The following is a 21466-nucleotide window of genomic DNA, read 5'->3' as shown; positions in this document are numbered from 1 at the left end:
GCATGAGAAAACCCCGGAGCACCGCCGGCCAGGCGGCGCTCCGGGGTTTGCATTTCAGGCGTGGAAGCCGCCCGTCAGCTGCTGCAGCTCGAAGACATTGCCGTCCGGATCGCGGCCGTAGGTGGCCTTGGCGACGCCGAAATCCTGCGGCGGAGTGTGGAAGCGCACGCCGGCGGCGCTCAAGCGGCGGTATTCCGCATCCACATCGTCCACGTCGAAGCACAGGTGGGTGATGCCGTGCTTGTGCACCGGCCGCTCGCCGTCCGCCTTCGACGGCTGCGCCGGCGCCGCGAACTGGAACAGCTCCACGCACAGCGGGCCAAGCTCCAGCATCACTGTGGTCGCCGCGGTTTCCGGCAGGTCCATGACCCGGTCGATCTTGGCCTGGTCGCCGTGCCAGCTGGCGCGGGCAATCTCCCGGAAGCCGAGCAGGTCGCAGTAAAAGGCCTGCAGGCGCGGCAGGTCGGCGGTGGACAGGGCCACGTGATGGACGCCACGGATCATCGCGCCCTCGCCTTGTCATTGTCGAAACGCATGCGGTCGTTCTCCTCCTCGTTGGGTGAAAGGCCGGAAGCCGGCGGGCTTCCGGCCCTGTCCGCTCAGGGCACCAGGCCGAGCTGGTAGACGCGGTCGTTGCGATCCCGCGAGCCCTGGATACGGTAGGCGGCGAACTCACCGTCCTCACGGCCGGCGTAGGGCCAGCAGCCGTTCCAGTCCATCACCAGGTCGCGGTGGCGCATTTTCCAGACGCCGTCACGCTTCTCCCATACATCGCGATAACGCATGTTGTCCGGACAGTTGATCTTCGTGCCATCAGGCAGCGCCGCCGCCGCGTTGCCGAGCATGTAGGACTCGGCACGAGCCAGCGTGTCGCTGTCGAACTCGATCAGCACGTTGGCGATGCGGTGGTAGGCCCAGATCAGGTTGTCCTTGATGAAGGGGATGTCGTAGTCGCAGAAGGCGTGGGCGTTGCCGTCGAAGATGCCGAAGATCACCGTACCGTCGTGGTGGAAGGTGGACTTCAGCAGCTCGAGGTCGCAGCGATCGACGGCCTGGATGTAGCGGCACATCTGCTCGTGGATCGCCTGCTTGTCCGCCAGCGCGCGGATGCGGGCGGCGCTGCTCATGCCTTTTCTCCGAACAGGGTGTAGCTGGGGTCGTCCTGGCCGCGGGTGCCGCGCAGCTTGATCATGCCGAACAGGCCCTCGTCCCACACGGTGGTGGTCGGGAAGCTCATGTTCCACTCATGCACGAAGGTACGCCGGGCGATCTTCCAGGCCCCGCCGACCTTGCGGTATTCGTCCAGGTAGCGGCCGCCGATCAGGGTGTCGGTCTTGGCGCCGTCCTTGTTCCAGGTGCTGACGGTGATCACGTACAGCTCGCCGCGAGCCGTGTCGCCGTCCACCTGGTAGAACTCGTTGGACACCGAGTGGAAGCTGCGCTCCAGGCCGGCCGGCGCCACGCACACCCCGACGAACTCGCTGGCCGGGCCGCTGAAGCCACCATCGCTGACCTGCGCGCCGTCGGCGAACAGGCTGGCCAGCAGGCTGCGGTCGGCGCGGTCGGCGGCGCGGGCGAACAGGGTGCCCAGTTCGCGCAGGGCCTGCTTGTCTTCCAGTTGCTGCAAAAGCTGCTGCTCGTTGTTGTCACTCATGCTGGTCTCCTTCTTGGGTGAATCGTCTTTGTAATGATCGCCGCCCCGTTATCGGGGTCAGCGGTTGGCGTAGCCGGCATCCACGTTGATGGTGGTGCCAGTGACGTAGGAGGCGAGGTCGGAAGCCAGCCACAGGCTGGCCTGGGCAACTTCCCGCGCCTCGCCGAAGCGGCCGAGCAGGCTCAGCACCGCGGCGAAATCGGCCTCGCTGGCGCCCATCGCGTCGAGCGCGCCGCGCAGCATCGGGGTGTCGATGGCGCCCGGCGCCACCGCATTGACGCGGATCCTGTGCGCGCCGTTCTCCAGCGCCGCGACCTTGGTCAGGCCGATGACGCCGTGCTTGGCGGCGACGTAGGCGCCGTTGTTGGGCTGCGGCCGGAAGGAGCTCACCGAGCCGATGTTCACGATCGAACCGCCCTGCCCCTGGCGGATCATCTGTGCCAGCTGGTAGCGCAGGCACAGGGCCACGCCCTTCAGGTCCACCGCCAGCACCTTGTCGAACTCGGCTTCATCCAGTTCGGCCAACGGCCGCGTGTCGGGGGTCACCGCGGCATTGTTCACCGCCACGTCGAGACGCCCGAAGCACTCGACGGTGGCACGGACCAGCTGGTCCACCTCGGCGCCGACGGCCACGTTGGACTTGTGGAACAGCGCCGTGCCGCCGGCCTGTTCGATGCGGGCGACCACCTCGCGGCCGGCCGCCTCATTGACGTCCGACACCACCACCCTGGCGCCGGCTTCGGCGAACAACAGCGCCGTGGCGGCGCCCATGCCCATTCCGGCGCCGGTGACGATGGCGACCTTGTTGTGCAGGCTCGGTCCTGTCATGGTTTTCTTCTCCTCTTCCTCGTTGTGTTCAGTGTTCGGTTGCCGGCGCCTCGGGCTGCCAGTCCAGCGCGTGGTTCTGGATGTAGCCACGGAAGAAGCCGGCCTCCACCAACTTCAGCGCGTGCTCCTTGTGGGTGGTCCGCCAGTATTCGCTGAAGCGGGTCTGGCTGAAGTCGGCGCGGCGGTGCAGGAAGCTCACGACCTTGAGGGCATCCATGCCTCAACCCTCCGCCTGGCCACGGGCCAGGTAACGGTCGGCCGTGCGTTCGAAGTGGCGGATGAGGATTTCCTGGTAGTTGCCGAGGGTCTGGCCTGGCTTCTTCGACGCCCGGAAGCCCTGCTGCTGGGCCCGCAGGTTGGCCGTGTCCTGGTCGTAGACCTTGGCCAGCAGCGGATCCATACCCGGCACCACGGCATAGGACTCCTCCTCGCTCACCAGCACCATCTCCGGGGGATCGGGGGGCAGGCCCTCTTGAGGGAGCGGGCGCAGGAACAGGATTTCGAACAGGCAACGCTCCGGGTCGTCCTTGAGCGGCCGGAAGCGATAGACCATCGGCAGCGACACGCCCGGGAACAGCACCATGTTCGGGAACAGGTGGTATTCGATGGTGTCGATGATCTCGGTATCCGACACCCCCGACAGATCGGTGCCGTACTTCTCGCCGAGCACCTTGCGCAGCACGCGGGCCATCACAGTACGGGCGCGCTCCCCCTCCCGCACCACCAGCTCGTCACCAACCACAGAACGGTCGCCGATCAGCATGGAGTCCACCAGTTCCTGCTCGCTGAGGGGCTGTTCCAGATGCGGGCTGCTCACCCCGAGAGCCACGTAGAAGCGGGCCACGTGCTCGCCATAAACGTCGTACTGGACATTGGCATCGCCGGTCCCACGGAGCAGCTGCGGGTGCGTCTCAAACACGTGGTAAGCCTCGATGAAGGCTTCCATGCCGGTCTTCCAGTTGCTGGGCAGGATCTTGCCCAGATGCAGCTCGGTGTAACGCTGGCCCAGGTCCCAATTGCGGAAATGCTCGGGCAGCACCTCCAGGTAGGCTTCCAGGGACGGCGCATCCTCATCCATATTGATGAAGACAAAGCCACCCCACAGGCCGACGCGGACCTCCGGCAGGCGGTAGGCCTCCGGCTTCACATGGAGAAAGTCCCACGCGCAGGGCACGCTCTTCAGCGCACCTTCAAGCGTCCACGTCCAGCCATGGAAGGGGCAACGCAGCTCCTGGGCCGATCCCATGCCCTCTTCCGGGCGCAGCTTGGTGCCGCGATGCAGGCAGGCGTTGTAGTAAGCCTTGATGCCGCCTTCCGTGCGGACCACCAGCACCGAATGGTGGCCCACCTCGTACACGTAGTAGTCGCCGACCTGCGGAATGTGCTCCTCGCGGCAAGCCCATTGCCAGGTCTTGGCCCAGATGTGGGTCATTTCCTGCTCGTAATGCTCCCGGGAGGTGTAGCGGCGGTAATCGATGTCCCCATCGCCGAGAAACTCGTAGCGGGACTCCCGCAGGACCTGCGGCGGTGGATTGAGGTCCCGGGCCACGATGTCCTGGGCGCTGGGACCCGGACACCGGTCGGCGCCCGGGGGCAGGCCGGCGTCGTCGCCGGGGATCAGCGGCATCGCAATGCGATCGTTCATGCTCTCTCCCTCCCCCTCAGGCCGTGAGCGGCATGTCGACGGACACCTCGATGCGCCCCTCCACCACCCGCAGCGCATAGGTGCGCAGCGGCACGCGGCCCATCTGGCCTTTGCCGCAACCGGTGCGCACGTCGAACATCACGCCGTGCAGCGGGCAGGCGATCAGGCCGTTGCGGATGCGCCCGCCTTCGAGGGGCGAATCCTGGTGGGTGCAGCGGTTCTGCACCGCGAAGAACTCGCCGGCGGAATTGCCGACCAGGATGTTGTGGCCGTCGATCTGTACGGCCTTGCTGGCGCCGGGCGGCAACTCGGCGGCGTCCAGCACGGAATGGAATGCGTTACTCATGATTGATCTCCAGGCCTGTCGCCGACGCTCATGATTTGAAGAAGGTGTAGGACACGTCGTCCGGGCCGGGCCGGCCGCGGGCCGCCAGCGCACCGATGCCGGCATCCCAGACGGCGCTGCCGGGCTGGCTGGACATCCAGTCCACAACGAACAGGCGCCGCGTGAACTTCCACATCCCGTCGCGGCGTGCGTACTGGTCCAGGTAGCGGCCACCGACCATGTGGTCGGTCTTCGTGCCATCCTCGGCGACCGCCACGCTCACGCCGATCACATAGCTGCGGCCGGTGGCCTGGTCGCCGTCCACCTCGAAGCGCTCGTTGGAGGCGAAGTGATAGCTGATCTCCACCGCCGGGTTCGGCGCGCTGATCACCTCGGCGAACTGCCGGCCGGTCCCCTTGAACAGCCCGAAGTCGATCTCCGAGTCCGGCCACCACAGGGTTTCCAGCAGCGCGCGGTCGCGGCGATCCACGCCTTCGGCGTAGCGCACGTTCAGATCGTGCAGATCCTGCCTGGCCTGCAGCTCGGCGACGGCCCGTTCCAGTTGTTCGATGTTCATGTCTTTCCTCATGCGCCTTCGCCGGCGGGATAGGGTTTGGCCAGCACGCCGCCGTCCACGTACATCTGGTGGCCGGTCATGAAGCTCGCCTCGTCGCTGGCCAGAAAGGCCACCGCGGCGGCGATCTCAGCCACCTCGGCAATCCGGTTGAGCGGCTGCATGCCGGCATAGATGGCTTCCAGCCGGGCCGGATCGGCGGAGGCGTCGAGATACTGCTGGAGGTTTGGAGTGCGCGTGGCGGCGGGGTGCACCGAGTTGCAGCGGATCTTGTAGCCCTGCTCGCCGCAGTGCAGCGCCACCGTTTTGGTGACGGCATCCTGGGCGGCCTTGGCGGCGCCGTAGGCGACGAACAGCGGGCCCGGGCGGATGCTCTCGACGGACGACACGTTGACGATGGCCCCGCCACCGCGCTTCTTCATGCTCGCCACGCCGTACTTGCAGCCGAGGAAAGTGCCTTCTCCATGCACGCGCATGTGCTTGCGCCAGTCTTCCAGCGTGGCGGCCTCGATATGGGCCGGGAAGGAGATGCCGGCGTTGTTCACCAGAATGTCGAGGCGGCCCCAGCGCCGCTCCACCTCGGCGATGGCGGCCTGCCAGGCACCCTCCTCGCGCACGTCGAGGGGCAGGTAGGCCGCACGCGGGCCCAGCTCGTCGGCCAGTGCAGCACCGGCGGCGTCGTTGATGTCGGTAAGCATCACCGTCGCCCCGTCGGCAATGAAGCGGCGGGCAATGCCGGCGCCGATGCCGGACGCAGCGCCCGTGACCAGGGCCACCTTGTCATGCAATTTATTCATGTTTTACTCCCGATTCATTCATTTTTTGCCGAGAAACGTGTCCAGCGTCTGGTGCAGCTGGCGGAGGCGCACTTCCTGATAGTTGCCGAGGGTCTGGCCCGGCTTGGTGCTGGACTTGAAGCCGCGCTGCTGGCCGCCGAGGTTGCCGGTGTCCTGGTCGTAGATGGTCGCCAGGCCAGGGTCGAAGCCCGGCACCTCGTGGAAGGACTGCTCGAAATCCAGCTCGATGACCTCCGCCGGGTCGGGGCGGACGCCGGAATCGGGTACCGGCTGCAGGAACAGCAGATCGAAGATGCAGGAATCCGGATCGTCACCGTTGGGGCGGAAGCGATAGACCATCGGGAACAGCAGCGACGGGAACAGACAGGTGTTGGGGAACAAGCAGTACTCGATGGCGTCGATGGTCTCGGACACGCTGAGGTGGGAGAAATCCTTGCCGTAGGCCTTGCCGAAGAGCTGTTGCAGGTGCTGCGCGAAGACCTGGCGAGCGGTGCCGCCGGGGGGTACGCGCAGCTTGGTGTCCTCGTCGGCAATGGCTTCCACGACGCCTTCGCCGAGCAGCGCGTCGAGCAGTTGCTGCTGGGTGAACGTCTCCTTCAGGTGGGGACTCGGATAACCCACTAGATGCACGAAGCGCGACACGCTCTCGCCGTAAATGTCGTACTGGCTGTTGGCGTCACCCACCGTCAGCACGCCCTGCGGATGGGTCTCCAGCACGTGGTAGGACTCCAGGAAGGCTTCCAGGCAGGCCTTCCAGTTGGCCGGCAGCAGCTTGCGCACATGGCGCGCAGTGAACTTGGCACCCAGGTCCCAGTTGGCGAAGTGCGCCGGCAGCACGCCCAGGTGCTCGGCGAGCGGCGGCGCGTCCTGGTCGAAGTTGATGAAGACGAAGCCACCCCAGGTGTCCACCTTCAGTGCCGGCAGTTGGAAATCCTCGTCGCGGATGTGCGGAAAATCCCAGCGGCAGGGTACGTCGCTGAGCGCGCCGTCCAGCGTCCACGTGAAGCCGTGGAAGGGGCAGCGCAGGTTCTTCGAGCGCCCGGCCGAGCCGGCCGGCTTGAGCTGGGTGCCGCGGTGCAGGCAGGCGTTGGGATAGGCCTTGATCGCCCCACTCTCGGTGCGCACGATGATCACCGACTTGTCGGTGATCTCATAGAGGAAATAGTCGCCGGGGCCGGGAATGTCGTCTTCGCGGCAGGCCCATTGCCACACCTTGGTCCACAGCTTGTCCTTTTCCAGCTCGTGAAAGGCGCGGGACGTGTAGCGGGCGTAGGCGATGTCGGCGTCGCCGAGAAACTGGTAGCTCGGCTCGGTGAGATGGGCCGGCGGCTGGTCGCCGTCGGCGCGGATGATTTCGGCGGTGCTCGGCCCCGGGCAGCGGGCGGCGCCGGGCGGCAGGATTTCGGCCGGGTGGTTCATGGGTGCTTCTCCTCCGTGATGCGTCACGCGCTGCGCCGCTCGGCACTGCGCGCTTCCGGTGCCGCCGAGGCGGCAGATTAACGCACTACAAACAGATTGATCTGTCTTTTATATTGTGCAATGCGGCAGCCGGGCTCAGCCCAGCTCGCCGCGGGCGGCCAGGTGCAGGGCCGGCTGGTCCTTCAGGAAGGCGTCGGCGGCCGCGTCGGTGCGGGCCCAGTCGACGATCTCCTTGCGGCGGGCGATCTTCCAGCCCTGGCCGCGATCTTCGTACTCGTCGTGATAGCGGCCGGCGACGAAGAGGTCCTTCTTCTCGCCGTTCTCGGTGATGCGGTGGTGGGCGATGAAATACACCTCGCCCTTCGCCTTGCGGCCGTCCAGCGTGATGCTGACCTGGCCGATCAGGTGCTGGCTGGCGTCGCAGGCGGCCAGGAAGCCCTGGGCGAAGTCGATGAACGCCGCCGCCGGACCGGCGAACAGGCCGCAATCCACCCACGCGTCGGGATGGAAGGCCAGGCGCTGGGTTTCCGGCAACAGGCGATCCTGGCCACGCATGTAGTGGTTGAGGGCCTGGTGGATGTCGCGGCGGGCCGCCAGGTCGGCCACCTCGGCGCGCAGTTGCTGCAGTTCGCGGTCGTTCATCGGATCGTTTCCCCGTTGTCGATGACCACCGAGATGCCGGTGATGTGGCGGGATTCGTCGGAGGCCAGGAAGACCACCAGGTTGCCGACGTCCTCGGGCTTGCCCTGGCCGTGGTTGTGGATCTGCTCGAGGCCGGCCGCGGCGTCGTCGAGGGAGGCCAGCGCGGCGGCGGTCATCGGCGTGTCGTGGGCGCCGGGCAGGATCACGTTGCAGCGGATACCGTAGCCCTGCTCCTGGCAATGCACGGCGATGCTGCGGGTCATGGCCAGGATCGCGCCCTTCGCCACCGCCTCTCCTTGCTCGGCGTTGATGTCGGTGAGCACCACCCGTGCGCCCTCGGCGGCCAGCAGGCGCGCATCGGCCGCCCCCAGCCCCGACGCGGCGCCGGTGACGATGGCCACCTTGCCTTGCAGTCTGTTCATGTAGCCCTCCTCATGAAAGCAACCGGCCCGGCCCGCCGCAAAGGCAGGCCGGGCCGGCGTCGGGTCAGCGCACGCCTTCCTGGGCGATGGCGGCCGAATCGTAGAAGCCGGCCTGCTTGGCCTCCGTCGGCTTGGTGACGACCATCATGCCGCCCTCGGCCGGGGTGTAGGCCTGGCGGACGTAGGCCCCGCTGTTCAGGTCGTGCACGACGAACTCGTGGGGGTTGTGGCCGGTGGTCTCGTAGAAGGGGTAGTAGTTGATCTGCGAGACGCGGAAGATCTTGCCGGCATCGTCATAGTTGTCGGCCATGCCGACCGCCGGAATGTCCTCGTCCCAGTAGATCGTGCGGCGCGGGTAGATATGGCGCTTGCCTTCCTTCAGCGTGGCCTCCACCACCCATACCCGGTGCAGTTCCCAGCGCACGCAGTCGGGGTTGAGGTGATTGGGGGTGAACACCTTGTCGCTGGGGCACAGCTTCTCGTCGTGCAGCCTGAAGGTGTTGTAAGGAATGAAGATCTCCTTCTTGCCCACCAGCTTGTAGTTGTAGCGGTCCTGGGCGCCGTAGAAGACCTGGGTGTCATCCACGGTGCCGACGCCGCCGCCGGCCGGGCTGGGGGTGTCGTAGGCCACGTCCGGCGACAGCTTCACGCGGCGCTGGCCGGGCAGGTAGGTCCACGCGCGGCGGCCGACGTTGAGCATGTCCACCGAATCGTGCAGCACCAGCTTCTCGCCGGCCTTGCGCGCCGGGCCGGTCCAGTCCACACGGCCGTATTCGAGGATGTCATCGGATGAGATCGGCTTGCTGCGGCCCGGCTCGTAGTGGGGATAGGTCTGCCAGTAGGCGAAGGAGCCGGTTTCCACGCGGCGGCCGCTGCGGTCCACCAGCGTCGAGGTCTGGCCCGGCGACTGGTAGGCGTACTGGTCGTACTTGAGGGTACGGTTCCACATCACCTCGGCGCCGTTCTTGGGGATCGGGAAGGGCACGCCACCGAAGCAGGTGCCGGCCAGCTGCAGCAGGTTCGGCGCGAGCGCGCAGCTGGCGGCATTCTTCAGCGTGTTGTCGATGACGTACTTGGGGTACTTAGCGGTGCGGTGGCTCGGATAAACGTCGATGCGGAAGGTGGCGTACTTCTTCAGCATCTCCTTCTGGCCGGCGCTCAGCTTGTCCTCGTACTTGGCCATGTTGGCGGCGGTGATGGAGAACAGCGGCTTCTCATTGGCGAAGGGGTCGGGCCGGAACTGGGGCTTCTTCGGATCGTAGCTGGGCGGCGGTTCGATGCCGCCGCTGTAGGCGGGAATGCTGCCGTCGGCATTGCCGGCCTTGATGGCGCCCCACGGCGTGAGGGTGGTGCCGAGCTGCTTGATTTCCTCCGGCGTCAGCGCGGCGCCGGCAATGCCCGATGCGCCGAGGGCCAGCATCAGGGTGAGGGTCTTTGCACAGGTCTTCATGGGATAACCTTTATTCCTTGGATCAGAAGGTAGCCTTGACGGTCAGGGAGACCCAGCCGCGGTCGCGCAGGACGCCGCTGCCGTTGGTGCCCTGCCACACTTCGCTGGCGACGCCGGGCACGGCGACCGGGTTGGGGCCCATGCTGTAGCCGCCGAAGTAGTCGTTGTAGGAGAGGTTCACGGTGTACTTGGAGAAGATGTCGAGGCCGACACCCAGGCTCCACGCACCGGAGTTCTCACCCGGCCCGAGCGGCACCGGCGAATTGCCCTTGAGGCCGCGGCTGTAGTTGATCGGCAGGGTCACATCGACGCCAGGCAGGACCTGGAACCAGGTCGGCGTGAAGGCCACGTTGAAGCCCCACGCGTCGTTGGTCGCGCAGCCGGAGCGGATGCCGGTGGTGCAGCCGTAGTCCTTGTGCTTGAAGAAGGCCGCGGTGTCGCCATTCACGTCGTCGAGGCGCACGTAGTTCACTTCGACGGTCAGCGGCGCCGAGTCATACAGCGGCGTCTTGCCGAAGTAGGCGATCACGTTGGCCAGCGCGTGCCAGGTGTTGCCAAGGGCCAGGCCGGTGCCGTTGGAGGCCAGCGCCGTGCCTTCCCGGCGCGATGCCTCGGCGCCGAAGGACACCGAACCGATCTGCTTCGACAGGCTCAGGCCGTAGAGCTTCACGTCCTTGGCATAGGCGTTGTACATGTAGTCCGGACCGCTCACCATGGTCGGGTAACGGTCGTCGAAACGGCGGTAATAGACGCCGACGTCACCGCCGATCAGTTCCGAGCGGAGCTTGCCCATCACGCCCCAGCTGCCGGTGTTGCCGGGCTTGCGGTTGGGGCCGGTGGACAGATCGCCGACGACCGGATAGCCGAGGTAGTTGGTGCCGCCGAGGAAGCTCAGATCGGCGCCGCCCAGGTAGGTGCCGCCTTCCGGCAGGCGGTGCGGGTCCCACTGCAGGTAGTAGTTGGCGGCGACGCTGATGCTGGGGGTCAGCTGGGCGCCCAGCGACACCTGGTTCTGCGGCAGGAACAGCTCCTTCGCCTCGACGCCGGGCGTGGAGGTCGCCTTGCGCAGATCCAGCGGACCCTGGCCGTAGGCGATGCTGTTGGCGAAGGTGAACAGGGACTCGCCCCAATACACGTTGTGGCGGCCGACGCGCAGGTTGATCGGCACCTCGGCCACATCCACACGGGTGAAGGCAAAGGCGTCGAGCAGCTCGCCCGATCCCTTGTACCAGCGCTCCACGTGCTTGGTGAAGCTGTTGTTCGGGTAAGCGGTACCCAGCCCGGCCGCCTGGTAGGCCGGATTGCCATGCACGCGGCTGGTGTAGGCGAAGTCGTTCCAGGCCGTGGCGGACACGCGGAAGCCATGGTGCTGCTTGTAGATGAAATCGAATTCCGACAGCACGTCCACCCGGTTGGTCACCAGGTCACCGGAGTTCCAGCCATAGTTGGTAGCCTGCGATACCCAGTTGTCGCCGAGCTTGTTGTCGCGCCCTTCGGCGCGCCAGCCGGCGTTGTACTTCAGCGTGTTGTCCCAGCGGATCTTCACGTCCGGGTTGTCGGTGTCGATCTCGAAAGCGCCGGCCTGCATGCTCGCCATCAGCAGCGCGGTCCCGCCGACGAGGTTCAGCGCAATGCCGCCAACGCGGGCGGCACGCAATTTTCTTTTCTTGTTGTGCACTCGTTCTCCTCCTTTGGATGTGGTCGTCCATACCGGGCGAACCACACATTAAAAACAAATCAACATCTTTTTATTTTGCTTGTGCGACGACTCCTTTCTTCCCAATGGCAAAGCGACGCCACGACCGGGCGTGCCGACCGACCATGCAGGAAACGGGGAAACGGATAAGGCGGAGTCCCGGCAGTCCGGGAACGGGATGCGTCACCCACCCGAGGGGCAGGTTCGAAGAAAGGCGCGGACAGTGTTGCTGCCCGGGAAGATGAAGCCAAAAGCGTATTGAAGCATCTGACGGACTCCCGCACCGGTTCCCTCGGCCAGCAGGCGCAGGGACAACGGTGACGATGAATTCAAGGGTGTCCCCGTTCAGCGGAACGGCGACTGCGCAAAGCTCGCGTCAAACAATCAAAAACAGTCTTGTTCGTTTTTATATTACTCTGGGCAAAAACTCCTTTCAAGCCCGATGTGCAAAAAACATCCCTTCCCGAGACATGGCGCCGGGCGCGATTCCACCGCAGCCCGGACTGCAGACGCCCCTGCGTCAGGGGCTCCGCGAGCCATCCCCGCGCAACGCCCGGGAGACGCCGCTTACGGCCGCTGGCCGCCCATGCACAGGTACTTGATCTCCAGGTACTCGTCGATGCCGTGGCGGGAGCCCTCGCGGCCGACGCCGGATTCCTTGACCCCGCCGAAAGGCGCCATCTCGTTGGAGATCAGGCCCTCGTTGATGCCGACCATGCCGTATTCCAGCGCCTCGGCGACACGCCACACGCGGTGGATGTCGCGGGAATAGAAGTAGGCCGCCAGGCCGTAGGGCGTGTCGTTGGCCAGCGCGATGGCCTCGTCGTCGGTCTTGAAGCGGAACAACGGCGCCACCGGGCCAAAGATTTCTTCGCGGGCGATACGCATGTCGGCGGTGATGCCGGCCAGCACCGTCGGTGTGTAGAACCAGCCCCCACGCGGGTGGCGCGCGCCGCCGGTGACAACCCGCGCCCCCTTGGCCAGCGCGTCGCCGACCAGGCTTTCCACCTTTTCGAGCGCTGCCGCGTTGATCAGCGGGCCGACCTGGGCGCCGGCGGCCAGGCCGTCGTCCACCTGCAGCGCGGCGGCCGCCTCGGCGAGGCGGGCCGCGAAGGCGTCATAGATGCCGTCCTGCACCAGGATGCGGTTGGCGCACACGCAGGTCTGGCCGGCATTGCGGTACTTGGAGGCGATGGCTCCGGCCACTGCTGCGTCCAGGTCGGCGTCGTCGAAGACGATGAAGGGCGCGTTGCCGCCGAGTTCCAGCGACAACCGCTTGACCGTGTCGGCACACTGGGCCATCAGGCGCTTGCCGACCGGCGTGGAGCCAGTAAACGACAGCTTGCGCACCACCGGGCTGGCGGTCAGCACGCCGCCGACCACCGCCGGCCGGGCCGTGGTGACGATGTTCAGCACGCCGGCCGGGATGCCGGCCCGCTGGGCCAACTCGGCCAGCGCCAGCGCGCACAGCGGCGTCGCCTCGGCCGGCTTGACCACCGAGGTGCAGCCCGCCGCCAGGGCCGGCGCAACCTTGCGGGTGATCATCGCGATCGGGAAATTCCACGGCGTGATCGCCACGGTGACACCAACCGGCTGGCGGATGGCCAGCAGGCGCTTGTCGGGGGTCGGCGCCGGGATGGTCTCGCCATACACGCGCTTGCCCTCCTCGGCGAACCATTCGACGAAGGACGCGCCATAGGCCACCTCACCGCGCGCCTCGGCCAGCGGCTTGCCCTGTTCGCAGGTCATCAGCAGCGCCAGGTCGTCCTGATTGGCCATGATCAGCTCATACCAGCGGCGCAGCAGCCCGGCCCGGTCCTTGGCCGAACGGGCGCGCCAGGCCGGCAACGCCCGCGCCGCGGCGTCGATGGCGCGCTGGGTCTCGTCGGCTCCCATGTCGGGTACGCGGGCGATCTCGGCGCCGGTGGACGGATTCACCACCGGATGGGTCTCTCCACCGGCCGCAGCAACCCATTCGCCATCGATGAAAGCCTGCCGGCGCAGCAGGGAATTGTCCTTAAGTTTCATTATTTTCCTTTCGCGAGAAGCAAGCGCACTACAACATTCAGGAAATGTGATGGGCTCACTCTTTCCGTGCACGTCAAACCGTTAAAATCGGTGTCGATTGTCCAACGATAAGAAAAGCAAGGAAACAACTCCATGCACAGATATGCTCCCGGCAGAACCGACGAACAGGGTCAGGCGGTCGACGACACCGAGGAAATCGGCGGCCGCGTGCTGATCGTGGACGACGAAAAAGTCACCCGTGCCTTCCACCGCGCCATCCTGGCCCGCCATTTCGACGTGCTGACCGCCTCGTCGGGCAGCGAGGCACTGGAGTTGTGCGTCGGACAGACGCCGGACCTGATCGTGCTGGACGTGGAGATGCCCGGCATCGATGGCTACGAGACCTGCCGCCGCCTGCGCGCCTTCACCAGCGTGCCGATCCTCTTCGTGACTGGCCACCAGTCCCTCGAGGAACACCTGAAGGCCTTCGATGCCGGCGGCACCGACCTGATCACCAAGCCGGTCAATGCCGACATCTTCCAGCGCAAGGTGGCCGTGGCGATCCGCCAGTACCGCGCCGCGGCCGCGCTGGCCGAGGAAAAGAAGGCCCTCGAGCGGATGGCGATGGGCTTCCTGTCGAGCGTCAGCCAGACCGGCATCCTGCTCGACTTCATGCGCAAGAGCATCGCCAGCCACGACTACCGCGCCCTGGCCGACAGTCTGCTGGCGGCGATCCAGGAGCTCGGCCTCACATCCTGCGTGCTGGTCCGCCACCCGGACGGCGAGGCCACCGCAGTCACCGACCACGGCGAGCCCACGGCCCTCGAACAATCCATCCTCGACCACGTCTCCGAAATGGGCCGCCTGTTCCAGTTCAAGCGGCGCCTGGTGGTGAACTACGACCGGGTGTCGATCATCGTCTCCGACATGCCCGACGAGACCGAGGAAACCGAGAGGGCCGGCATCCTGCGCGACAGCCTGGTGATCCTCGCCGAATCGGCGGAGGCCCTGTCGGTCAATGTGGACATCCGCCAGGAAGGCCAGAAGCGCGCCGAACAGCTGCAGATCGCCCTCAGCGAGGCCGAAGTGGCGCTGACGGGCCTCGGCGAACAGAACAAGGCCGCAATGCGCGACACCCGCCTGTTGCTGCAGGAGATGGTGGACAGCATCGAGAAGACCTACGGCTGGCTCAACACCAGCCAGACCCAGGAAGCGACGATCAACGCCACGATGGAACAGGCCATCCAGCGCATCCTCGAACGCCTGGCCAGCGGCGGCGACTTCGACACCCAGTTCGCCCAGGTGCTGCAGGCACTCAACGCGGGACGCAGCCACAACGCGGTCGAGCTGTTCTAGGCGGGCCCGGGCCCCAGCGTCCCGGGCTCCCCCCTCGCCCCAACGGGTTCCGTGGAGCGGTTTCCTTTTACCTGGATCAAACCCGCCGCAAACCTTCCTTGACGGGATCGCCATAGCATCCTAGCGTTACCCCATCATGACAATCAGCGTGTTTTCGTGGTGGTCGCTGTTGTGCGCGGTGGCCGGGCTCAACATCCTGGCCTGGCTGTGGTCCGCTTCCGCACTCAACCGGCGCCAGGGTCTTCTTTCGGCCGAGGCCTACGGGTGGCGACGCTGGCAGCTGCTGCTGTCGGCGGGCTACGTGTTCGGCTGTGCCTACCGCTCCTTCCTGCCGGTCTTCGACGTGCCGCGCCTGTGCCTGTTCGACTCCTGGCTGTCCAGCGTGATCGTCGGCCGCTCGGTGGCGACCATCGCCGAACTGTGCTTCGTCACCCAGTGGGCGCTGATGCTGCGCGAAGCCGCCCAGGCCACCCGCAGCACACCCGGCCGGCTGGCGTCGAACGTCATCGTGCCGCTGATCGTGGTGGCGGAAACCTGCTCCTGGTACGCGGTGCTGACCACCGCCAACCTCGGCCACGTCATCGAGGAATCCCTATGGGGCGTCAGCGCGGCGCTGCTGGTGGTCGGCCTGCTGGCCGTGTGGCCGCGTCTGGCGGTGGCCCAGCGACCGCTGCTGGCCCTGTGGTGCGTGGCTGGCGTCGGCTATGTGTTCTACATGTTCGGCGTGGATGTACCAATGTACTGGGCCCGCTGGCTGGCCGATGAAGCCCACGGCCGCCCCTACCTGAGCCTCGCCCAAGGCGTGCTGGACGCCTCCAGCCGCTGGGTGGTGTCCCACCGCTGGGCCGACTGGCAGAGCGAGATGGTGTGGATGTCCCTCTACTTCAGCGTCGCGGTGTGGCTCAGCATCGCGCTGATCCACGTCCCGACGCCAGCGCCGGCGCGCGCCCTGCTGCGCCTGGTGGCGAGCCGGCGGCCCGCAGAGCGGGCGCTGCGCTACTGACGGCCGCGCGGGCCGTCGTCAGGGCTACTGCAAGGCCTCTTCAAGCCTTCTTCACGAACTCCGACTTCAACTGCATCGCGCCGAAGCCATCGATCTTGCAATCGATGTCGTGGTCGCCGTCCACCAGGCGGATGTTCTTGACCTTGGTGCCGACCTTCACCACCGAGGACGAGCCCTTGACCTTCAGGTCCTTGATCACGGTGACGCTGTCGCCGTCCTGCAGCACATTGCCGTTGGCGTCGCGGACGACCTTCTGTTCCTCGGCGGGCGCCGCCTGCGGCCACTCGTGGGCGCATTCGGGGCACACGAAGTTGGCACCGTCCTCGTAGGTGTATTCGGAGCCGCACTGAGGGCACTTGGGCAGACTGCTCATGGAGATTTCCTGTATCGGTTGCGGAGTTCAGGCGCTGCGCTTCTTCAGCAGCACGCCGCACTCCAGGTGGTGTGTGTAGGGAAACTGGTCGAAGGCCGCCGAGGCGGCAATGGCGTGGCTGTCCTGCAGCGCGGCGACGTTGTCGCGCAGGCTCTCCGGGTTGCAGGAGATGTACAGGATGTTGTCGAAACCGCGGGCCAGCGCGACGGTTGGCGCGTCGAGGCCACTGCGCGGCGGATCGAGAAACAACGTGGTGAAGTTGTAACCGGCCAGGTCCACGTCCTTCATGCGGCGGTATTCGCGGCCGCCGGCCAGCGCGTCGCTGATCTCGTCGCTGGACATGCGCACCATCGCCACCGTGTCGATGGCGTTGGCTTCGAGGTTGTAGTGGGCGGCATGCACCGACGACTTGCTGACCTCGGTGGCCAGCACGCGGCCGAAATGGGGCGCCAGCGCGATGGTGAAGTTGCCGTTGCCGCAGTACAGCTCCAGCAGGTCGCCACCCAGCCCGCGGGCCTGGGCACAGGCCCAGCCGAGCATCTGGCGGTTAACCCCACCGTTGGGCTGCGTGAAGCTGCCCTCGATCTGCTTGTAGCGCAGCGTACGGCCGTCCAGCTCGAAGGACTCCAGCAACCAGTCGCGGCCGATGACGATCTTCTGCTTGCGGCTGCGGCCGATCACCTGCACCCCCATGTCGGCGGCCAGCTCAGTGGCGGCGGCCTCCCAGGCGGCGTCGAGGGGACGGTGGTAGACCAGGCAGATCATCAGCTCGCCGCTCAGCGTGGCAAGGAAATCCACCTGGAAGATCTTGCGCTTGAGGGCCTCGCTGGCCATCAGACGCTCGCGCAGCACCGGCATGGCGCGGGCAATGGGCTCGCAGGCCGGCGGAAAGTCGTCGATGACCACCGGCACCTTGGGCTCGGCCGGGTCGAACATCGCGTAATCCACCCGCGGCCCCATGTGCCACATGCGGAACTCGGCGCGCAGCCGGTAATGCAGCGGCGCGGAGCGGAACACGTCCGGCTCGGGCAGGCCGAAGGGCGCGAAATCCTGCTTGAAGCGCGCGACCTTGGCGACCAGCTGGGATTCGTAGTCGGCGGGGTTGAAGCTGGGCAAGGGCATGGTGTTCGGGCACGTCCAATTCGCCCCGGCCACGGGCCGGCCGGCAGCGGAGGACGGACTATACGCCTGTCCCCGGCCCACGGCGATGCCGCCCTGCCATCCAGCCCCTGCGCGATGCTGCGGCCCTTGCTGCAGGGACTTTACATTCGCCCCCTTCCAAAGTCCCCTTCGTTCAGCCGAACAGGCGGGCGGCGCTGGTGCAGGACCGTCGGGCCGTGGTCGTCGGCGCCGAACACGTAGTTGCCGGCCTGCGTCCAGTAGCAGCCGCTCAGCGCTGCCGGCATCGCGCCCCCCCTCAGTGCGGGTAGTAGCCGACCGCCACCACCAGCCCGCCGACCTTGCGCAGCAGGGTGTGCTTGCGCTCGACCTTGCTGGTGACGGTGTTGCGCCAGGCATAGTCGATCTCGCCCTGATCCTTGTCCTTCACGCGGGCCAGCAGCGCCTCGATGAAAGGCTTGCCGTCGGCGTCCCGGAGGGCCAGCGCGTCGCTGCCGACCAGGCGCGGGATGGCGCCGTGGGCCTTGAAGCGCTTGTCGTCGAGGCCGATCGCGAAGACGTAGAGGTCGTCCTCGCTGAAGCTGCCGTTGAGCTCGTTGAAGGCGGCGATGGCCTTGGCCGGGTCGTCCTTCGCGGCGGCGGCGGCCCGCTCCAGCAGCGCCCGGGCCTGCTCGGGGCTGCCGTGGGGCAGGTAGTAGCCGACGGCGATGATGCGGTCCTTGACCTGCTCGAAATAGGTCAGCTTGCGCTCCACCTTGCCATCGCGGCGGTTCAGCCAGCGGTACTCCACCGAGCCCCCGCCCTTGGCCTTGGCGACGTCGAGCATCTCGCGGAAGAAGGGCTTGCCGGCGGCATCCTTCATGTCGGCCACGTTGCGGTCGATCAGCGCGGCCGACGAGCCGCCGCTGGCCAGCATGGTGCCCTTGCTGTCCAGCACGTACACGTACAGGCTGGGGGTCAGGAATTCGCCCTGGCGGCTGAAGGCGCCGAGGGCCAGGTCCTGCTTGTCCTTGTAGTAGGCCACGGCCTTGGCGAGCAGCGCCTGGGCCTGTCTGGCCTCGTCCTCGGCGGCCTGGGCCAGCAGCGCGCTCGACACCAGCAACGCGGCAGCAAATTTGGGGAACATCGGTTCTTCCTTTCGTCGTTCAGACCAGGTCCGGCACCAGCACGCCGCGCCCGACCAGTTTTCCGTCACGCAGGTCCTGCAGCACCTGCGGCCCCTGCTCGATGCCGAAGTAGCTGGCATCCACATGGATGCGCCCGCTCTGGGCCAGCGCCATGACTTCCATCAGCTCGGCACGGGAGCCCCACAGCGGGGTACTCACCGAGCAGCCGAAGGGCAGCGTCCATTGGGTCAGCGGGATCGTCCCGCCACCGACGCCGACCACCGTCAGCTGGCTGTTGCGGCCGACCAGCTGCACGGCCAGATCGAGGGTCGGCTGGATGCCAACGAAGTCCAGCACCAGCGCCGCCTTGCGCCGGCCGGTGAAGGCGCTGATCTGCTCGGCTGCCGCCGCAGCGTGGCGGGAATTGACCACCAGTTCGGCGCCCAGCTGGCGGGCGTGCTCCAGCTTGCGGTCGTCCACGTCCACCGCCACCACGCGGGCGCCGCACAGCACGCGCAACAGCTGCACCGCCATGTGGCCGAGGCCGCCGACGCCGATCACCACCGCCGTCGCATCCGGCGTCAGCAGGTGCAGGCCGCGCTTGATGGCGTGGTAGGGCGTCAGCGCCGCGTCGGTCAGCGGCGCGGCCTCCCGCGGCGCCAAGCTGCCCAGCGGCACCAGCAGGCGCGGCGAGGGCACCAGCATGTATTCGGCCATGCCACCGTCGGTGCCGATGCCGCCGCCGTTGTTGGGCAGGCTCTCCCAGTTCTCGCAGTAGGCCTCCATCGACAGCAGACAGGCGTGGCAATGGCCGCAGCCCCAGAAGCCGAACACCGCCACCGGATCACCCTCCTTCAGGCCGGTAACGCCGGCGCCCAGCGCGGCCACCCAGCCGGCGTTCTCGTGGCCGAGGGTGAAGGGGCCATGGAAATGCATCGCGCCATGGTCCAGCACATGGAGGTCAGAATGGCACACGCCGGCGCCACCGATCCTGACCAGCACCTGGCCGGGGCCAGGCTGCGGGATCGGGACTTCCTCGACGATGGGCGGCGCGCCCGGAACGGTGAAGCGGACAGCTTTCATGCTCATGGATGCATCCTTCGCGGGGCGGCGGGTGTCAGCGGGAAGTAGCGGCGGCGAGGCCCTGGAACATCAGTTCGTAGGCCATGCGCAGGAAGGCGTCGGCCTCATCAGGCTGGCCGGATTCGGTGGTGAATTCGCTGTGGTAGTTGAGGCGGCTGCGCCCGCCGGCCAGCGCTTCGATGCGCCCGGTGGCCTGGTAGGCGGTGATGCCGGCGGGGCGCTGGCCGACGATGGACAGCTTGTAGGTCATCGTCGCCGGATCCTGGAAATCCAGCCGTTCGCTGACCGGCGCGGCAAAGCCCTTGTTGTAGATGTGGCGGGTCAGGCCGATGCCCTCGCCTTCGAGCTCGACGCGCTCGATCTGCACGGCCGGCACGTCCTGCGGCCACCAGCGTTCGATGTGGGCGAAGTCGGCGAGGAGGTCCCACAGCAGCGCGGCGGGGGCGTCGAAGTCGTGATGGGTGGTGATCTGGTGCATGGTGTCTCCGGGTTTTTTATTTATCGGGGTGCTGTGCTCACGGCTACGGCAGCGCGGCCGACGGCCGTGCCGCAATGCGTTCGCGCCAGGCGGCGAGGCGCCGATGGGCGGGATCGAGCCCCTGCCCCACCAGCGCGCCGAACTCCACGAAGCAGAACAGCAGGAGGTCGGCCACAGTCAGCGCGTCGCCGGCAATATACGGCTTGTCGCCGAGCTGCGCCTCGAACCACGCGAGGCCCTCGCGGGCGCTCTGCTTGAGATCGTCGGCAGCCTGGGGCAGGCAGCGCACCCGTTTCTGGAACAACGACAGGCCCTCGGCACCGCGGAAGCCGGCGGTCATCGGCTGGACCACCAGCAGGTCCACCCGCCGCCACCACATGCGCGTGACGGCGCGGGCCTCCGGCGTGGCACCGATCAGCGCCGGCGCCGGCCGGAACTCCTCCAGGTACTCGCAGATCGCGGTGGTCTCGGCGATGCGCAGGCCGCCCTCCAGTTCCAGCACCGGCGTCGTGCCGGTCGGGTTGATGGCCTGCCAGGCAGGCTGGCGGTTCTCGCCGGCGATGATGTCCACCACCACGTGGTCGAGGGAAAGGCCCTTCTCGGCGGCGAACATCCTGACGACGCGCGGGTTGGGTCCGATGGAGGTGTACAGCTTCATGGCCGGCGCTCTCCGCTCAGAACTGCACGCGCTTGGTGTAGCCGCCGTCGATCACCAGGTTGGTACCGGTGATGTAGGAGGCCGCCGGGCTGGACAGGAAAACCATCGCGCGGGCCACGTCCTCCGGCGCGCCGAAGCGGCCGAGGGGCATCTCGGAGAGGGTCTTGTCGTACAGCTCGGGCATCGCCTCCTTGATCATCGACCAGTTGCCGCCCGGGTAGGCGATGGGGCCGGGGCACACCGTGTTGACGCGGATCTGCTTGGCGGCCCACAGCTGGGACAGCTGCTTGGCGTAGGTGATGATGGCCGCCTTGATGGCGTTGAAGGCCTGCGGGTAGATGAAGGTCTCCACGGCCGCGGTGCTGGACATCAGGATCACCGACGGGGATTCGGACTTCTCGAGGAAGGGCTCGAGGGTCTGGCAGCCGGTGACGGCGCCCATCATGTCGAGGCGGAACGTCATGTCCCAGTCGGTGGTGCCCTGGGCACCGGACGAGCTGGCGTTGTGGATGAAGATGTCGCAGCCGCCCAGGCGCTCGGCGGCGCTGGTCAGCCAGGCCTGGTAGGCAGCGCCGTCGTTCATGTCGAAGGCGTCGCCGATGACCTTGCCGCCGTGCTGGCGCAGCTCGCCGACGGTCTGCTCGACGCGTTGCTTGTCGCGGGAGAAGAAGGCGATGTCACAGCCTTCCGCCGCGTAGATTTCCAGCGCCGCCTTGCCGATGCCGCGGCTGCCGCCGTTGATGATGACTTTCTTACCGCGCAGTCCGAGTTCCATTTGTCTCTTCCTTTCGAGTGAAGTGCGGCGGGCTGGCGCCCGTCTGATCTTGCTTG

General features: G+C 66.8%; 24 protein-coding genes. 2 read left to right on the top strand and 22 right to left on the bottom strand.

The genetic code is table 11. The annotated features are described in order from the left end of the window. Window positions 1-54: 54 nt before the first annotated feature. The 15 genes from B4920_RS13355 to B4920_RS13285 form a co-directional block, all read right to left on the bottom strand. Entirely contained in the window at window positions 55-504 is a 450-nt protein-coding gene (locus tag B4920_RS13355; protein WP_079435185.1) for a VOC family protein, read from the bottom strand. 95 nt (window positions 505-599) lie between these two features. Further along, window positions 600-1127, bottom strand: coding sequence for a nuclear transport factor 2 family protein (locus B4920_RS13350; protein ID WP_079435184.1), 528 nt, complete (start codon window positions 1125-1127; stop codon window positions 600-602). Then, on the bottom strand, window positions 1124-1654 hold the full coding sequence (locus B4920_RS13345; protein WP_079435183.1) for a nuclear transport factor 2 family protein: 531 nt from the start codon (window positions 1652-1654) through the stop codon (window positions 1124-1126). The genes B4920_RS13350 and B4920_RS13345 overlap by 4 nt, the downstream gene beginning before the upstream one ends. Window positions 1655-1711: 57 nt before the next feature. Then, window positions 1712-2482: an SDR family NAD(P)-dependent oxidoreductase gene (locus B4920_RS13340; protein ID WP_079435182.1), complete on the bottom strand. Its 771-nt coding sequence runs from the start codon at window positions 2480-2482 to the stop codon at window positions 1712-1714. Window positions 2483-2510: 28 nt separating this feature from the next. After that, window positions 2511-2699 carry a hypothetical protein gene (locus tag B4920_RS13335; RefSeq protein WP_079435181.1) on the bottom strand — a complete coding sequence of 63 codons (189 nt, stop codon included), beginning with the start codon at window positions 2697-2699 and terminating at the stop codon, window positions 2511-2513. Between the two features lie 3 nt (window positions 2700-2702). Continuing rightward, window positions 2703-4127, bottom strand: a complete 1425-nt coding sequence (locus tag B4920_RS13330) for an SRPBCC family protein (protein WP_079435180.1) — start codon at window positions 4125-4127, stop codon at window positions 2703-2705. Between the two features lie 16 nt (window positions 4128-4143). Continuing rightward, window positions 4144-4473 carry a Rieske 2Fe-2S domain-containing protein gene (locus tag B4920_RS13325; RefSeq protein ID WP_079435179.1) on the bottom strand — a complete coding sequence of 110 codons (330 nt, stop codon included), beginning with the start codon at window positions 4471-4473 and terminating at the stop codon, window positions 4144-4146. Window positions 4474-4501: 28 nt separating this feature from the next. Continuing rightward, complete coding sequence (locus B4920_RS13320) at window positions 4502-5029, bottom strand: nuclear transport factor 2 family protein (RefSeq protein WP_161493302.1); 528 nt, start codon at window positions 5027-5029, stop codon at window positions 4502-4504. 8 nt (window positions 5030-5037) lie between these two features. Next, window positions 5038-5823 carry a glucose 1-dehydrogenase gene (locus B4920_RS13315; protein ID WP_079435177.1) on the bottom strand — a complete coding sequence of 262 codons (786 nt, stop codon included), beginning with the start codon at window positions 5821-5823 and terminating at the stop codon, window positions 5038-5040. Between the two features lie 18 nt (window positions 5824-5841). Next, on the bottom strand, window positions 5842-7242 hold the full coding sequence (locus tag B4920_RS13310; RefSeq protein WP_079435176.1) for an SRPBCC family protein: 1401 nt from the start codon (window positions 7240-7242) through the stop codon (window positions 5842-5844). A gap of 135 nt (window positions 7243-7377) precedes the next feature. Beyond that, a complete protein-coding gene (locus tag B4920_RS13305; RefSeq protein WP_079435175.1) occupies window positions 7378-7884 on the bottom strand; it encodes a nuclear transport factor 2 family protein in 507 nt (168 codons plus the stop codon). Continuing rightward, the gene (locus tag B4920_RS30745) at window positions 7881-8306 is read right to left on the bottom strand and encodes an SDR family oxidoreductase (RefSeq protein ID WP_079435174.1); all 426 of its coding nucleotides are present in this window, start codon (window positions 8304-8306) and stop codon (window positions 7881-7883) included. Before B4920_RS30745 ends, B4920_RS13305 begins: the two co-directional genes overlap by 4 nt. Before the next feature lie 64 nt (window positions 8307-8370). Beyond that, the gene (locus tag B4920_RS13295) at window positions 8371-9756 is read right to left on the bottom strand and encodes a DUF1329 domain-containing protein (RefSeq protein WP_079435173.1); all 1386 of its coding nucleotides are present in this window, start codon (window positions 9754-9756) and stop codon (window positions 8371-8373) included. Between the two features lie 22 nt (window positions 9757-9778). Then, window positions 9779-11434 carry a DUF1302 domain-containing protein gene (locus B4920_RS13290; RefSeq protein ID WP_254050932.1) on the bottom strand — a complete coding sequence of 552 codons (1656 nt, stop codon included), beginning with the start codon at window positions 11432-11434 and terminating at the stop codon, window positions 9779-9781. 585 nt (window positions 11435-12019) lie between these two features. Beyond that, the gene (locus tag B4920_RS13285; protein WP_079435172.1) at window positions 12020-13480 is read right to left on the bottom strand and encodes an NAD-dependent succinate-semialdehyde dehydrogenase; all 1461 of its coding nucleotides are present in this window, start codon (window positions 13478-13480) and stop codon (window positions 12020-12022) included. 132 nt (window positions 13481-13612) lie between these two features. Between B4920_RS13285 and B4920_RS13280 the strand changes: the two genes are divergently transcribed. Further along, window positions 13613-14815 carry a PleD family two-component system response regulator gene (locus B4920_RS13280; RefSeq protein ID WP_079435171.1) on the top strand — a complete coding sequence of 401 codons (1203 nt, stop codon included), beginning with the start codon at window positions 13613-13615 and terminating at the stop codon, window positions 14813-14815. A gap of 136 nt (window positions 14816-14951) precedes the next feature. After that, window positions 14952-15818: a hypothetical protein gene (locus B4920_RS13275; RefSeq protein ID WP_079435170.1), complete on the top strand. Its 867-nt coding sequence runs from the start codon at window positions 14952-14954 to the stop codon at window positions 15816-15818. A gap of 40 nt (window positions 15819-15858) precedes the next feature. Here B4920_RS13275 and B4920_RS13270 read toward each other — a convergent pair whose 3' ends face one another. The 7 genes from B4920_RS13270 to B4920_RS13240 all read right to left on the bottom strand — a co-directional run bounded on the left by B4920_RS13270 (window position 15859) and on the right by B4920_RS13240 (window position 21410). Next, entirely contained in the window at window positions 15859-16191 is a 333-nt protein-coding gene (locus B4920_RS13270; protein ID WP_079435169.1) for a zinc ribbon domain-containing protein YjdM, read from the bottom strand. A 27-nt stretch (window positions 16192-16218) separates the two neighbouring features. Continuing rightward, window positions 16219-17313, bottom strand: a complete 1095-nt coding sequence (trmA, locus tag B4920_RS13265; RefSeq protein ID WP_079435168.1) for a tRNA (uridine(54)-C5)-methyltransferase TrmA — start codon at window positions 17311-17313, stop codon at window positions 16219-16221. 295 nt (window positions 17314-17608) lie between these two features. Further along, window positions 17609-18436, bottom strand: coding sequence for a cache domain-containing protein (locus B4920_RS13260; RefSeq protein WP_079435167.1), 828 nt, complete (start codon window positions 18434-18436; stop codon window positions 17609-17611). 19 nt (window positions 18437-18455) lie between these two features. After that, window positions 18456-19505, bottom strand: coding sequence for an NAD(P)-dependent alcohol dehydrogenase (locus tag B4920_RS13255; protein ID WP_254050931.1), 1050 nt, complete (start codon window positions 19503-19505; stop codon window positions 18456-18458). A 28-nt stretch (window positions 19506-19533) separates the two neighbouring features. Further along, complete coding sequence (locus B4920_RS13250; RefSeq protein WP_079435166.1) at window positions 19534-19977, bottom strand: SRPBCC family protein; 444 nt, start codon at window positions 19975-19977, stop codon at window positions 19534-19536. A 43-nt stretch (window positions 19978-20020) separates the two neighbouring features. After that, on the bottom strand, window positions 20021-20635 hold the full coding sequence (locus tag B4920_RS13245) for a glutathione S-transferase family protein (protein WP_079435165.1): 615 nt from the start codon (window positions 20633-20635) through the stop codon (window positions 20021-20023). A gap of 16 nt (window positions 20636-20651) precedes the next feature. Beyond that, window positions 20652-21410, bottom strand: a complete 759-nt coding sequence (locus tag B4920_RS13240; RefSeq protein ID WP_079435164.1) for an SDR family NAD(P)-dependent oxidoreductase — start codon at window positions 21408-21410, stop codon at window positions 20652-20654. Window positions 21411-21466: the final 56 nt, after the last annotated feature.

Source organism: Zoogloea sp. LCSB751 (assembly GCF_002028455.1).
Classification (GTDB): domain Bacteria; phylum Pseudomonadota; class Gammaproteobacteria; order Burkholderiales; family Rhodocyclaceae; genus Zoogloea.
Note: the sequence above shows the minus strand (reverse complement) of the source record. Positions and strands in the feature narration are given on the sequence as shown.